This is a genomic window from Ruegeria sp. YTSC003 (assembly GCF_059609785.1).
The window spans coordinates 46,472-59,846 of record NZ_JBXWMK010000007.1; the positions used below are offsets into that span (position 1 = coordinate 46,472).

At 55.8% G+C, this 13,375-nt stretch carries 21 protein-coding genes and 1 pseudogene; all 22 read right to left on the reverse strand.

Annotation, left to right across the window (positions count from 1 at the left end):
* Positions 1-3: 3 nt before the first annotated feature.
* Positions 4-309 (reverse strand): 30S ribosomal protein S14, encoded by a 306-nt coding sequence (gene rpsN / locus AC2FFH_RS13990; RefSeq protein WP_010437098.1) that lies wholly within the window; start codon positions 307-309, stop codon positions 4-6.
* Positions 310-328: 19 nt separating this feature from the next.
* Complete coding sequence (gene rplE, locus AC2FFH_RS13995; protein WP_058272373.1) at positions 329-889, reverse strand: 50S ribosomal protein L5; 561 nt, start codon at positions 887-889, stop codon at positions 329-331.
* Positions 882-1,193, reverse strand: coding sequence for a 50S ribosomal protein L24 (gene rplX, locus AC2FFH_RS14000; RefSeq protein ID WP_058272372.1), 312 nt, complete (start codon positions 1,191-1,193; stop codon positions 882-884). The genes rplE and rplX overlap by 8 nt, the downstream gene beginning before the upstream one ends.
* Positions 1,194-1,195: 2 nt before the next feature.
* Positions 1,196-1,564: a 50S ribosomal protein L14 gene (gene rplN, locus AC2FFH_RS14005; protein WP_008757934.1), complete on the reverse strand. Its 369-nt coding sequence runs from the start codon at positions 1,562-1,564 to the stop codon at positions 1,196-1,198.
* A gap of 76 nt (positions 1,565-1,640) precedes the next feature.
* The gene (gene rpsQ / locus AC2FFH_RS14010; protein WP_058272371.1) at positions 1,641-1,871 is read right to left on the reverse strand and encodes a 30S ribosomal protein S17; all 231 of its coding nucleotides are present in this window, start codon (positions 1,869-1,871) and stop codon (positions 1,641-1,643) included.
* Between the two features lie 4 nt (positions 1,872-1,875).
* Positions 1,876-2,082 (reverse strand): 50S ribosomal protein L29, encoded by a 207-nt coding sequence (gene rpmC, locus AC2FFH_RS14015; protein WP_037311745.1) that lies wholly within the window; start codon positions 2,080-2,082, stop codon positions 1,876-1,878.
* A gap of 193 nt (positions 2,083-2,275) precedes the next feature.
* A complete protein-coding gene (locus tag AC2FFH_RS14020; RefSeq protein WP_282153871.1) occupies positions 2,276-2,494 on the reverse strand; it encodes a hypothetical protein in 219 nt (72 codons plus the stop codon).
* A gap of 185 nt (positions 2,495-2,679) precedes the next feature.
* Positions 2,680-2,886, reverse strand: a complete 207-nt coding sequence (locus AC2FFH_RS14025; RefSeq protein ID WP_010437077.1) for a cold-shock protein — start codon at positions 2,884-2,886, stop codon at positions 2,680-2,682.
* Positions 2,887-3,143: 257 nt separating this feature from the next.
* Complete coding sequence (locus AC2FFH_RS14030) at positions 3,144-3,764, reverse strand: 2OG-Fe(II) oxygenase family protein (protein ID WP_058272454.1); 621 nt, start codon at positions 3,762-3,764, stop codon at positions 3,144-3,146.
* A 49-nt stretch (positions 3,765-3,813) separates the two neighbouring features.
* Entirely contained in the window at positions 3,814-4,362 is a 549-nt protein-coding gene (locus AC2FFH_RS14035; RefSeq protein WP_282120538.1) for an amino acid synthesis family protein, read from the reverse strand.
* A 163-nt stretch (positions 4,363-4,525) separates the two neighbouring features.
* Positions 4,526-4,939, reverse strand: a complete 414-nt coding sequence (gene rplP, locus AC2FFH_RS14040) for a 50S ribosomal protein L16 (protein WP_058272368.1) — start codon at positions 4,937-4,939, stop codon at positions 4,526-4,528.
* 12 nt (positions 4,940-4,951) lie between these two features.
* Positions 4,952-5,662: a 30S ribosomal protein S3 gene (gene rpsC / locus AC2FFH_RS14045; protein WP_496725243.1), complete on the reverse strand. Its 711-nt coding sequence runs from the start codon at positions 5,660-5,662 to the stop codon at positions 4,952-4,954.
* Positions 5,662-6,042: a 50S ribosomal protein L22 gene (gene rplV / locus AC2FFH_RS14050; RefSeq protein WP_039538267.1), complete on the reverse strand. Its 381-nt coding sequence runs from the start codon at positions 6,040-6,042 to the stop codon at positions 5,662-5,664. Before rplV ends, rpsC begins: the two co-directional genes overlap by 1 nt.
* A gap of 3 nt (positions 6,043-6,045) precedes the next feature.
* Positions 6,046-6,324 carry a 30S ribosomal protein S19 gene (gene rpsS / locus AC2FFH_RS14055; RefSeq protein WP_010437056.1) on the reverse strand — a complete coding sequence of 93 codons (279 nt, stop codon included), beginning with the start codon at positions 6,322-6,324 and terminating at the stop codon, positions 6,046-6,048.
* A 3-nt stretch (positions 6,325-6,327) separates the two neighbouring features.
* Entirely contained in the window at positions 6,328-7,170 is an 843-nt protein-coding gene (gene rplB, locus AC2FFH_RS14060; protein ID WP_496770183.1) for a 50S ribosomal protein L2, read from the reverse strand.
* Between the two features lie 226 nt (positions 7,171-7,396).
* Positions 7,397-9,031, reverse strand: a complete 1,635-nt coding sequence (locus AC2FFH_RS14065) for a sulfatase-like hydrolase/transferase (protein ID WP_496844621.1) — start codon at positions 9,029-9,031, stop codon at positions 7,397-7,399.
* Positions 9,032-9,193: 162 nt separating this feature from the next.
* Positions 9,194-9,274 (reverse strand): annotated as a pseudogene (locus AC2FFH_RS14070) (50S ribosomal protein L23); the annotation flags it as partial.
* 5 nt (positions 9,275-9,279) lie between these two features.
* Complete coding sequence (locus AC2FFH_RS14075; protein WP_496725239.1) at positions 9,280-10,314, reverse strand: fatty acid desaturase; 1,035 nt, start codon at positions 10,312-10,314, stop codon at positions 9,280-9,282.
* Positions 10,315-10,584: 270 nt separating this feature from the next.
* On the reverse strand, positions 10,585-11,595 hold the full coding sequence (locus AC2FFH_RS14080; RefSeq protein ID WP_496844623.1) for an aldose epimerase family protein: 1,011 nt from the start codon (positions 11,593-11,595) through the stop codon (positions 10,585-10,587).
* A gap of 137 nt (positions 11,596-11,732) precedes the next feature.
* Entirely contained in the window at positions 11,733-12,029 is a 297-nt protein-coding gene (locus AC2FFH_RS14085) for a 50S ribosomal protein L23 (protein ID WP_496770187.1), read from the reverse strand.
* Positions 12,026-12,643, reverse strand: coding sequence for a 50S ribosomal protein L4 (rplD, locus tag AC2FFH_RS14090; RefSeq protein ID WP_050605826.1), 618 nt, complete (start codon positions 12,641-12,643; stop codon positions 12,026-12,028). The genes AC2FFH_RS14085 and rplD overlap by 4 nt, the downstream gene beginning before the upstream one ends.
* A complete protein-coding gene (gene rplC / locus AC2FFH_RS14095; RefSeq protein ID WP_058272361.1) occupies positions 12,640-13,365 on the reverse strand; it encodes a 50S ribosomal protein L3 in 726 nt (241 codons plus the stop codon). Before rplC ends, rplD begins: the two co-directional genes overlap by 4 nt.
* Between the last annotated feature and the right edge of the window lie 10 nt (positions 13,366-13,375).

The following is a 13,375-nucleotide window of genomic DNA, read 5'->3' on the forward strand; positions in this document are numbered from 1 at the left end:
CCCTTACCAGCTCGATTTCACCATGCCGGGGATCTGACCAGCAGAACCCAGCTCGCGCAGCGCGATACGGCTGACCTTCAGCTTACGGTAGTAAGCGTGGGGACGACCGGTCAGCTGACAGCGGTTGTGCAGACGAGTAGCCGAGCTGTTGCGCGGCAGTTTCGCCAGTTTCAGACGCGCTTTGAAGCGCTCTTCCATCGGCTTGCTCTCGTCATTCGCGATTTCTTTCAGCTCGGCACGCTTTGCGGCATATTTGGCCACCAGGCGTTCGCGCTTCTTCTCGCGTTCGATCATTGCTTTTTTAGCCATGTCTCAATCCTCCCGGCGCTTACGCGTTGAACGGCATGTTGAAAGCTTTCAACAGTGCCTTTGCTTCAGCGTCGGTTTTCGCTGTGGTGGCAATTACGATGTCCATGCCCCAGACTTCGTCAACTTTGTCGAAGTCGATTTCCGGGAACACGATGTGCTCTTTCATGCCCATGGCAAAGTTGCCCTGACCATCGAAAGACGGCTTCACGCCGCGGAAGTCACGGATCCGTGGCATCGCGATGGTGATCAGACGATCCAGGAATTCGTACATCCGGTCACCGCGAAGGGTCACTTTCGCGCCCAGCGGCATGTCTTCACGGACGCGGAAGCCAGCGATCGACTTCTTCGCCTTGGTCGAAACAGCCTGTTGACCAGCAATCGCAGTCAGATCCTCGACAGCAGCTTTTGCTTTCTTCGAATCTTTAACCGCTTCGGCACCACAACCGATGTTCAGAACGATTTTGTCCAGCTTGGGCAGCTGCATGTCGTTCTTGTAGCCGAACTCTTCTTTCAGAGCGGCACGGATGGTTTCAGCGTACTGAGCTTTCAGACGCGGGGTGTAGGTTGCGTTATCAAGCATCGATCACGTCCCCCGTGGTCTTGGCGAAGCGCACTTTCTTGTCACCTTCCATGCGGAAGCCAACGCGAGTTGCTTTGCCGTTCTTGTCCAGCAGAGCCAGGTTCGACAACTCGATCGGGTTTGCCTGAGGCAGACGACCACCCTGAGAGTTCTGAGTCTGGCGAGTGGCGCGGATGGCGATGTTGATACCGTCAACAACAGCTTTTCCGGCAGATGGGTTAACCGAGGTGATAGTTCCCTCTTTGCCCTTGTCCTTGCCGGCCAGCACGACGACCTTGTCGCCTTTGCGGAGTTTAGCAGCCATGATTACAGCACCTCCGGAGCGAGCGAGATGATTTTCATGAAGTTCTTGCCACGCAGTTCACGAACAACCGGGCCAAAGATACGTGTACCTACGGGCTCGTTGTTGTTGTTCAGGATGACGGCGGCGTTGCGATCAAAACGGATCGCGGTGCCGTCTTCGCGACGGACTTCTTTGGCGGTGCGTACGACGACGGCCTTACGGACGTCACCTTTCTTTACGCGGCCGCGCGGGATGGCTTCCTTCACCGAGACGACAATGATGTCGCCGACGGAGGCGTATTTACGCTTGGAACCACCCAGGACCTTGATGCACTGAACTCGGCGTGCGCCGGAGTTGTCAGCGACATCCAGATTGGTCTGCATCTGGATCATGTGGTTTCTCCCGACCTGTGGGGGCTGGTCTGGTTAGATCCCCCAGGGTTTCGACAAATGGAAAAATCCTGAAAGCTTACGCTTCCAGAACTTCCCAACGTTTCGTCTTCGATTTCGGCGCGCATTCGATGATGCGAACAGAGTCACCGACCTTGAAGGCGTTCTTTTCATCGTGAGCCCGGTATTTCTTGGACTTACGGATGGTTTTCTTCAGAACCGGATGCGTAAAGCGGCGCTCGACGGACACGGTTACGGTTTGTGCGTTGGCATCGCTGGTTACGGTGCCGGACAGGATACGCTTGGGCATAGGATTACTCCTCCGATGCCGCAGCAGCGGCCTTTTCGTTCAGAATGGTTTTGACGCGGGCAGCGTTGCGGCGGGCCGCTTTGATGCCGGCGGTGCTTTCCAGCTGACCGGTTGCCTGTTGAAAGCGCAGGTTAAAGCTTTCTTTCTTCAGGTTGGCCAGTTCCTCGCGGAGCTGGTCCGGGGTCTTGTCACGCAGTTCTTGGGCGTTCATCGCCTTTTTCCTTTGCTCAAAACACCAGAAGGCCCCTTACAGGGTCACCTTTGACCTGGTGGATGAATGATAGACATACGAATCCCCCGACTCGGCCAGGGGAACGCAAGATGCCGCTCTATAGGGGGTTCAGCAGTGGGTGGCAAGGGAAAGTTTGGCGCATGAGAATGTAAGCAAACTAGCCACGTAAAAACTATATTTGTTTGCAGGCTTCCAAAGCTTGAAGCAGGACATAAAACGTTGCGCTGATCGTCACCGCCGAAACAACCAATTCAACCGGGGTGATGTTTCGCATTCCGCGCAAACCTATGATCGCCAGAATGCTCTCTCTCACGTTCCAACCCGTTCGATAAAGTATCAGCAGAAACAGCACCAACACGCCCCCCCAAAATACTGGAGTAGCAGTTTCCATGGCCTGCCTGAGACACGGGTTTATACCACTTGTTGTCAAAGCTAACACCGATCACTTCCTTCGCGGCGATCTTCATCAGTGCGTCGCAGTGCAGTCAATCGCAATTTTGGCACTACCTTCCACAAACGAAAAACGCGGCCTCGTTTGCACGAGACCGCGTCTTCAACTGTCTAAGTCTAAGTGACTTACGCCAGAGCGATGTTCACAGCCGACTCGCGACCGTCACGGCCGGGCTCGATGTCGAATGTTACTTTCTGGTCGTCGGCCAGGCCGGTCAGACCCGAGCGCTCAACAGCAGAGATGTGTACAAACACGTCTTTGCCACCGGTCTCCGGTGCGATGAAGCCAAAACCTTTAGTTGTGTTGAACCATTTTACGGTGCCATTGGCCATATCCGTAGTCTCCTATTAAATTGCTGTCCGCGGAATTGCGACAGCGCGGCGTTGTAGGTCTGGATCGAGAGACTGAACGCCGAAGATTCGGGAGACAGTGGTCGAAAAAGAAAAACGTAAGCGTGCCTCACATGGTTCATGACGACACATATTGCAAGGTTTTTCGACAACTCGAAGTGAAAAGTGATTGGCGGCGGCACCGCCCTTTCGTCCCGCATTCGCTACACTGATACAATTACCGTGTCGTGAACCGGGGTTCACTCCCACTTATAGTTAAAGCTGACACTGATGCGCTCATCCTCAGCCATATTCATTGGCACCTCATGTCGCAGCCAGCTTTCCCACAGTAAGACATCTCCCACCTGCGGCTTCATATAGATGAACGGCTGCAAATCCCGCCGCCCGCCCTTTAGCCGCGTCGGTGCCGCCATCATACGGGCCGAGCGGGGGTCTTCCAGTTTCAGCGCGCTTGCCCCTTCGGGCATCGCCACATAGGTCGTGCCGGAAATCACGCTGTGCGGGTGCAGGTGGCTGGAGTGCATTCCACCTTCGGGGAGAATGTTGATCCACAGGTCTTCAAGCTTCAGTTCACCCTCGCCCAGATCGAACTCCAGATCCTTGGCAAAGGCTGCCACATGCTGATCCAACGCTTTGACCAGATCGGCAAAGATCGGGAACCGCCAGGGCAGATCGGTCAGCGAGGCATAGCTGGTGTAGCCGGGATAGCCGTTTTCCTCGCACCATTCCTGCCCAGCCTCATCATCCTCGGCGATGACAAGACAAGAATTTTCCATTTCCTCGGGATCGATCTTGGGATCGAATTCGGAAAGGGCTGCGCGATAAAGACGGGTAACGAAGAGTGATTCAATCTGTGCCATGGGCCGGGCATAGCCCAAGCCCTGACCCAAGACCAGCCCCGACCAGCCTTCAGTTTTTGACCGGTCCCGAACCGCAGCGCGGGATCGGGCGTCCGCCATCTGCGTAGGCCAGACACATGACGATCTCGTCCGGTTTCGGCGCATCCGGAATATTCAAAGTCATGGTATCGAAATGGTCAAAGGACCACGGGTTGTCCTTGTGCCCAAGCGGCAGATCGATTGAACATCCCGGTGCCCCGAGCTTGGCATTAGACGGAATGACAGCTTCGCCCCCACCCGCTGTAGCACGCATAGGAGCGCCAAGTTTCGGGTGGATCAGTGCGCCGCCTTGTTCGAGATCGCCATTCGCGCCAACAATCGCTGCTTTACCATACGAAATCGGAGAACCGTCGAGTTGAGAAACAGCCTCGGCCGCGAGGTCAGCGCCGAGCGCACCACCTATTTCAAACAGCTCGGACAAGTCTTCCGAAAATTTACCGGCGAGTGGGTTCTGTATTACTGCCAAAGCTGCAACCCGGCAGACCGGAGCACATAGTTGCCCCAATTGATCGGTGGTTATGACCTCTTTGATGAATACCTTCTTGCGCAGCTGAAACATATGATCCTCCCATTCACAATTGTCAGCCTATGGGGGCCATGGACAATCGTCGACTTCTTTCACGAAACGATGGGATGGATCACAATAGGCTGACGAAAAAGAAAACCCCCGCCGGTGTCCCGACGGGGGTTAATCTTGTTACGAAGGGCTTTCGCCCAATCGCTTACCAGTCTTCGCGGATCACTACGCGGGTCTTGATCGGCAGCTTCATCGCGGCCAGGCGCAGGGCCTCACGGGCGATGTCGTCATTGACGCCGTCGATCTCGAACATCACGCGGCCAGGCTTGACTTTGCATGCCCAGCGGTCGACCGAACCTTTACCTTTACCCATACGAACTTCGATCGGCTTTGCAGTGACCGGAGTGTCGGGGAAGATGCGGATCCAGACACGGCCCTGACGCTTCATGTGACGCGTCATGGCACGACGTGCAGCTTCGATCTGGCGTGCAGTTACACGCTCAGGCTCAAGAGCTTTCAGACCATAGGTGCCAAAGTTCAGATCAGAGCCGCCTTTGGCTTCACCCTTGATCCGGCCTTTGTGCATCTTGCGGAATTTAGTACGCTTTGGTTGAAGCATATCTTTCCCTCCTTAGCGACGACCGCCACCAGCACCACGAGGTGCAGGGCCGTCCTGGAGTTCCTGTGCTTTACGGTCACGTGCCTGCGGATCGTGCTCCATGATCTCACCTTTGAAGATCCAGACCTTGATCCCGATGATCCCGTAGGGGGTCATCGCTTCGGCATGTGCGTAATCGATGTCGGCGCGCAGCGTGTGCAGAGGCACACGGCCTTCGCGGTACCACTCGGTCCGTGCGATTTCAGCGCCGCCCAGACGGCCAGCGACGTTCACCCGGATACCCAGAGAGCCCATGCGCATGGCGTTCTGAACCGAGCGCTTCATTGCGCGACGGAACGAAACACGACGTTCCAGCTGCTGAGCAATGGACTCGGCAACCAGCTGCGCGTCAAGCTCGGGCTTGCGCACTTCGACGATGTTCAGGTGCAGTTCGCTGTCAGTCATGTGAGCAAGTTTTTTGCGCAGAACTTCAATGTCTGCACCTTTCTTGCCGATGATGACACCGGGACGCGCGGTGTGGATCGTAACGCGGCACTTCTTGTGCGGACGTTCGATGATCACACGGGCAATACCGGCCTGCTTGCACTCTTTGTTGATGAACTCACGGATCTTGAGGTCTTCCAGCAGAAGATCACCGTAGTCCTTGGTGTCGGCGTACCAGCGGCTATCCCAGGTGCGGTTCACCTGCAGGCGCATGCCGATCGGATTTACTTTATGACCCATTAGGCTTGCTCCTCAACTTGACGCACCTTGATGGTGATCTCCGAGAACGGCTTCATAATCTTGCCGAACCGACCACGGGCACGCGGGCGACCGCGCTTCATGACCAGGTTCTTGCCAACCCATGCTTCGGCGACGATCAGCTCGTCAACGTCCAGGTTGTGGTTGTTCTCGGCGTTGGCGATTGCGGACTGCAGGCACTTCTTGACGTCCTGCGCGACACGCTTGTTCGAGAAAGTCAGATCGGTCAGAGCCTTCTCAACTTTCTTGCCGCGGATCATTTGCGCAACCAGGTTCAGTTTCTGCGGGCTAGTGCGAAGCATGCGTGTTTTCGCCATTGCTTCGTTTTCAGCCACGCGGCGGGGGTTCTTTTCCTTGCCCATGACTTACTTCCGCTTCGCTTTTTTGTCAGCGGCGTGACCGTAATAGGTACGAGTTGGCGAATACTCACCGAACTTCTGACCGATCATGTCTTCCGAGACGTTGACGGGGATATGCTTATGGCCGTTGTACACACCAAAGGTCAGACCCACGAACTGGGGCAGAATGGTGGAACGACGCGACCAAATCTTGATGACTTCGTTGCGGCCCGACTCGCGCGCTGCTTCGGCTTTTTTCAGCACGTAAGCATCGACGAAAGGACCCTTCCAAACAGAGCGAGACATAGATTAACGTCCCTTCTTCTTGGCGTGCCGCGAGCGGATGATCAGCTTCTGGGACGCTTTGTTCTTGTTGCGGGTACGCTTACCCTTGGTGTCCTTACCCCATGGAGTAACCGGTGTACGGCCACCCGAGGTACGACCTTCACCACCACCGTGCGGGTGATCGATCGGGTTCATTGCAACACCACGAACCGACGGACGAACGCCCTTGTGGCGCATACGACCGGCTTTACCGAGGTTTTGGTTGCTGTTGTCGGGGTTGGACACGGCACCGACGGTGGCCATGCATTCCTGACGGACCATGCGCAGCTCGCCCGAGCTCAGACGGATCTGAGCGTAGCCGCCATCGCGACCAACGAACTGAGCGTAAGTACCGGCCGCACGTGCGATCTGACCGCCTTTACCAGGCTTCATCTCGATGTTGTGGACGATGGTACCGATGGGCATGCCCGAGAACGGCATTGCGTTGCCCGGCTTGATGTCAGCCTTGGCGGATGCCACGACTTTGTCACCAACAGCCAGACGCTGCGGAGCAAGGATATATGCCTGCTCGCCGTCTTCGTATCTTACCAGTGCGATGAATGCGGTCCGGTTCGGGTCATATTCGATCCGTTCGACGGTTGCCGCGACATCAAATTTATTCCGTTTGAAGTCAACGATCCGGTAGAGACGCTTTGCGCCACCGCCGCGGCGGCGTGAAGTGATCCGTCCGGTGTTGTTCCGGCCGCCCGATTTGGTCAAACCCTCAGTGAGAGACTTGACCGGACGTCCTTTCCAAAGCTCCGAACGGTCGATCAGCACCAGCCCGCGCTGGCCCGGCGTCGTCGGCTTGTACGACTTGAGTGCCATGCTTTCTGTCTTCCGTTTAGCAAGTGCAGGGGATTTCCCCGCTATGTGATAGGCCCCCGTAGGTGCCAAGGGTATAGGGCCCCGAAGGTCCCCGGTTACAAATATCAGAGGCCCCGGAACGAATCCGAGGCCGTAAGATTGGGAGCGTTTAGCAGTGTTGGGGGTGGGTGTCTATAGAAGAAACCCGAATTTCATCTTCCAAACATGCGATCGCCTCAAGCAGCACCTACTGCCAGCTTGAAAACACTTCGCGGGCCTTTTCACTCTCGGGCCGCAGGTTTTCGATCCCCCCATAGGGCACACCTTTGCCCAGTGGCAGGTGAGGATACTTTTCGATCATCTTCTGGTGCCGTTTCATCATGTCCTGAAAGGACGCGCCGGACCAGAGTGAGCCACCGATATCGGGCGTGGATTCACGAGGGTCACGCAACACGTTATAAACCGGCGCTGCAGCGCCGGGCACACCGGGCGGCGGTAAGTGCATTTTGAATTCCTGCTTAACAATCGAACGCAGAACAGGGCCCTCGTAGATATAGACGTAGTCTCGGCGTGAGTTCCCTTCGCCCTCCAAAAGCAATGCGGTCTGGTCTATCCCATCTATCACACGATCGCGCGGAATATATTCACTGCCTCCCGCGATCCGAGCCAGCGTGGTGTATAGATCTGAGACGTGAATAATGTCACCGGCATAGCTTCCGGCTTCGACAGCGGCTGGCCATCTGACAAAAGCATCAACCCGCACACCACCTTCAAGGTGTTCGGCTTTACCACCGCGATATATCAACTCCATCATCCCCGAATCCGGCGAGTATTGTTTGAAAATCCCGTTGTCCGCCATGAAAATGACCAGCGTGTTCTCGGACATACCGAGGTCATCAATCTTGGCCAGCAATTCACCAAACCATGTATCTACAACTTCCAACTTGTCTGCCATGAAGCCACCATTCCGACTCGTTTGCTGATCGGAATAGGTGAAGTTCAACGGATAGAGCGGCCAATATTGCAGGAAGAAGGGAGAGTCTTCTTTCGACAATAGTTCGAGCTGCTCCAGGGCTTGGGATTGGTAGCGTTCATTCATTCGTTCGTAATGCGCCTGCGTCCATTCTTCACCCGGAGCGAGGTCAACTTCTCGGGCCAATCCTCCCGCCTTAGCCTCCAACCCCGTCACAAGCCCATAGGGTTTAAACAGTTGGTCAACGGCAAATTCACCGGACTGGGTAGATCGGTGCCAACCGTTTAGATTGCTCGCTGCTGCGGCTTCAGGTGTCATCAAACTCAGCTGCACTTGCTGATGGACAGGAAAAAAGGCGTTATCGAACCCCTGATTGTGCGGGAACGACTGCTCAATATCTCCCTGATGCCACTTACCTACATGGGCAGTATTGTAACCGGATTGCTTTAAAACCTCAGCCAGCGTCACCTCATCTGCCGACAGTCCTTCGCCAACCAGGGCAACTTTCACTTCTTCCTGCCCGGCACGAACCGGGTGGCGACCCGTCAAAAAAGCCGTTCTCGTCGGAGTGCAAGAGGGCTCTGTATACATGCGCATAAGAGAAAGGCTCTCTGCGGCAAAATCGTTGATTTCCGGGGTATCAAAGCCCGTCACATAGTTCATTGGCCGACTGCCCATCAGGCCGAAACTCACATCGTCTATCAGGACAAAGAATATGTTTGGTGGGCGGTCATTATTGGCAGATCGAATAGCTGCAAGCTTTGCATCGACTTCGAGATCCTGCGCGTCCCATTGATCACCGAATTGCGCCCGAAGGAATTTGTACTCGCCATCATGTACAATCGGTTGGCCTTGTGCATGCAGAGTTGTTGCAGCAGCCAACGCGGCAAAAATGGTTCGAAAAAGCATCAAATCCCTCCAATTGACTATCGTCTCAAGGATAGCGGTTTGAGCCCACCAGTCAAACACTCAACAATTTGAAGTAGAGAGCCCCGTCAATCAAAAAAAGGCCCCCGCCTTCGCGGGGGCCCTTATCTCTCTCCAAAGACGGATCCGATCAGAGACCGGTAGAACGTTAATGGTGTTACCCTCTTCCAGGGTCACATTTTCTTTTTTGACGTCTTTCCGACGGCCCAGCTGGTCGAGGAACCTACCCCTCACCCATAAAGCGCGCGCGCCTCGGCGAAGGACAGCAGGCGACGGCCCTTCTCATCCCACAGATGCAGGCGCGCGTTGGCGAGGCTCTCACGGATGGTCATCTGGTTGCTGTTGGCCAGTTCATCATGATCGCGCAGCACCTCGGTCAGGCGATAGAACGGAATGCGGCTGTAGAGGTGATGCACGTGATGGATACCGATATTCGCGCTGAACCACTGCAGCACGGACGGCAGGATGTAATGCGAGCTTCCGTGCAGGGCGGCCTCGTGCAATTGCCAGTCCTCATCGGTATCCCAATGTGTGTCCTCGAACTGGTGCTGCACGTAGAACAGCCACACACCCGCAGTCGCGGCAATCAGGGTTGAGGGCAGAAAGATCAGCAGCACCGGCATCAGGCCGCCAAAATAGTAAACGGCGACGAGGGCAGCCAGAATGGCAAGATTTGTGCCCATCGCGCTGATCCAGAACCTGACGCTGCCCGTCAAACCCAGCGGGAGGCGGTTTTGGAACAGGAACAGATAGCCGGGGCCTAGGACAAACAGTGTGATAGGGTTGCGGTACACGCGATACCAAAACCGGTTCATGGGCGTCTTTGACTGATACTCGGCAACAGTCAACGTGTGGATATCGCCCATTCCCCGTTTGTCCAAATTGCCCGAACTGTTGTGATGGTTGGAATGCGTACGGCGCCAGACGTCATACGGCGTCAGGGTCAAAACACCGATGACCCGCCCAACCCAGTCGCTGACCGACCGGTTCTTGAAGAACGCTCCGTGCCCGCAATCATGCTGGATCGCAAACAGGCGCAGCAGGAAGGCCGCGTTGAGAACGGCAATCGCAAAAGCCAGCCAATAGCTGACCGAAAGCGACATCCAGGACAGCGCCCATAAAACGAAAAAGGGGATAATGCTGACACCCAACTCAAAGGAGCTGCGCCACTGGTTCGGTTCGCGGTATTTGGCAAGTGTCGAAACCCAATCCCGCGCGGCGGTCACATCCGGTTTGTCCGGGGTCGAGAGATAGGGTTTTGTCATACGCCTGCCATGTCACTTCTGTTTGTAGAAACCGCATAGACTACCGTTCCGGCATAGCAAGCGAATTCTGGCTGAGGCGATTGCGTCGCGCTCATTTTCTTTGGTGTTGTTGCTCGGGAAACCTCCGCTTTCGCGGGTGCCTTCTTACTTATCCACAGTTGGACCCGATCAGAGATAGGTATTCACGTCGATGGTGTAACCCTCTTATGTGGTCAAATTTGCTTTATTGACGTTTTGCGGCGGCCCAACTGATCACGGAACCTCCTGATTTTACCCCCCGCCCTGAAACATGTATCGTGAAACATGGCGATAGGTTTGGCCCTTGCGCAATACCGCACTGGGAAACCCTTGCTGATTGATTGAATCGGGCCAGACCTGTGGTTCCAAAGCGACGCCAGAATAAGGGCCGTAGGGTTGGCCGCCCAAGCCAATGCGTGGACCTTCATCCAAAGACGAACCGGAATAGACCTGCAAACCCGGCTCGGTCGTCTCTAGCTGCATCGTCAGACCCGAGGACAGGTCGGTCAACGTCGCCACAGGACGACAAGGCAGACGCTGATCGGACAGGCAGTAATTGTGATCGTATGCCCAGCCTCCTAAAGGTCGCGGTGACCGTAGGTCAAAGGGCGTGCCCTCAACGCTAAGCGCTTCACCTGTGGGAATGAGGTCCCCGTCAACAGGGGTGTAGCGTTCAGCGCGCACCATTAGTTCGTGTTTGCGGATGTCTGCGCCACCGTCGAGGTTGAAGTAGATATGCGGGGTCAGATTGCAGAGACTTGCCGACGTTGTCCGCGCTTCCATTTCAATACTCAATGTAGCGTCGGCCTCGACTCGGAAGGTCACTGTCGTTGCCAAGTCGCCGCCAAAGCCCATATGGCCATCAGGCAGGGTCAGCTGCAAAGTGACCGCTCCCGATGTAACGCTGGAAATTTCCCAGACCAGACAATCCATACCCTGCATTCCGCCGTGCAACGTATGAATACCCAAATAATTGCGATCCAGCTGGTAGCCAGCGCCATCCAGACTGTATGACGCACGCGCGATCCGATTGGCACAACGGCCCACCATGGCTCCTAGGTAAGCCGTGCTGTCTTCATAGCCTGCAATCTCTGGCCACCCCAATATCAGAGGATGCTCAAAATCCTGCACACGCAGATCCTGCAGCGTTGCGCCATAAGTCAAGATACGCGCAGAAAGCGCCCCCTGCCCTATTTCGATGCTTCTGACGATCTGACCATCCCGGGTTTTCCCGAAATCGCGAACCTGCTGTTCAGCCTGCATATCACCCGTCTCACTGCCTAGAGGTCACTGTGCACAGGTCCGGGCCAAGTTCAACGCGGCCAAACGAGCTGCGCCAACAAAAAAAGAGCCCCTGCATCAACAGGGGCCCTTTGTTCTTTTCCCAAAGACGGGTCCGATCAGAGACCGGTGCTTACGTCGATGGTGTTACCCTCTTCCAGGGTCACATATGCTTTTTTGACGTCTTTCCGCTTGCCCAACTGGCCGCGGAACCGCTTGACCTTGCCTTTGGTGATGGTGGTGTTGACCGCCTTCACCTTGACACCAAACAGCGATTCAACCGCTTCTTTGATCTGCGGTTTGTTGCTGTCGATCGACACTTCAAAGACAATCGCGCCGTTCTCAGACGCCATGGTCGACTTTTCAGTGATGATCGGCTTGCGGATCACGTCGTAGTGTTCTGCCTTCGCGCTCATTTCAGACGAGCCTCCAGTGCTTCGACAGCCGCTTTGGTGAGCACGAGAGTGTCACGCTTGAGGATGTCATAAACGTTTGCACCCATCGACGGCAGGATATCCAGACCTTCGATGTTGCGCGACGCCTTCAGGAAACCTTCGTTCACGGTCGCCCCGTCGATGACCAGAGCGCGTTTCCAGCCCAGGTTTGCAACCTGTTTGGCCAGTGCAGCGGTCTTGCCTTCGGCTTCGGCGTTTTCGATCACAACCAGTTCACCAGCTGCCATTTTGGCAGACAGCGCGTGGCGCAGACCGAGTTTACGGAACTTCTTCGGCAGGTCATGACCATGCGAACGCACGACCGGACCTTTGTAAACGCCACCACCCCGGAAGATCGGTGCCGAGCGAGCGCCGTGGCGTGCGCCACCGGTGCCTTTTTGGCGATAGATCTTCTTAGTCGAATAGGACACTTCCGAGCGGGTCTTGACCTTGTGGGTGCCAGCCTGAGCGTTGTTGCGCTGCCAACGGACCACACGGTGCAGGATGTCCGCGCGCGGCTCAAGGCCGAACAGATCGGCGTCCAGCTCGATGTTGCCGGCTTTGCCGCCGTCCAGTTTGATTACATCAAGTTTCATGCTTCACCACCTTCCGCGGGAGCTTCTTCCGCAGGTGCTTCAGTTGCAGCACCTTTTACGGCTGCCGGGAAAGGCAGGCCTTCCGGTGCTTTCTTCTTGACGGCGTCCTTGACGGTGACCCAGCCCGATTTCGGTCCGGGAACGGCGCCTTTGATGAAGACCAGACCACGGTCGGCGTCGGTTTTGACGACTTCCAGGTTCTGGGTGGTTACACGGGCAGCACCCATGTGACCGGCCATCTTCTTGCCTTTGAAAACCTTGCCCGGATCCTGACACTGGCCAGTCGAACCGTGCGAACGGTGGCTGATCGAAACACCGTGCGAGGCGCGAAGACCACCGAAGTTGTGGCGCTTCATTGCACCGGCAAAGCCTTTACCGATCGAGGTGCCCGAAACGTCAACTTTCTGACCTTCCAGGAAGTGTTCTGCCGAAATCTCGGCACCCACTTCGATCAGGCCATCTTCGGAGACGCGGAACTCGGCCAGCTTACGCTTAGGCTCGACCTTTGCAGCGGCATAGTGACCGCGCATGGCCTTCGAGGTGCGTTTTGCCTTGGCAGCACCAGCGCCCAGCTGAACGGCGGTGTAGCCGTCTTTGTCAGCAGTACGCTGTGCAACGACCTGCAGGCCGTCCAGGTGAAGAACGGTCACAGGGATCTGCTTGCCGTCTTCCATGAACAGGCGGGTCATGCCTACTTTTTTTGCGATAATACCAGAGCGCATAATCTATACC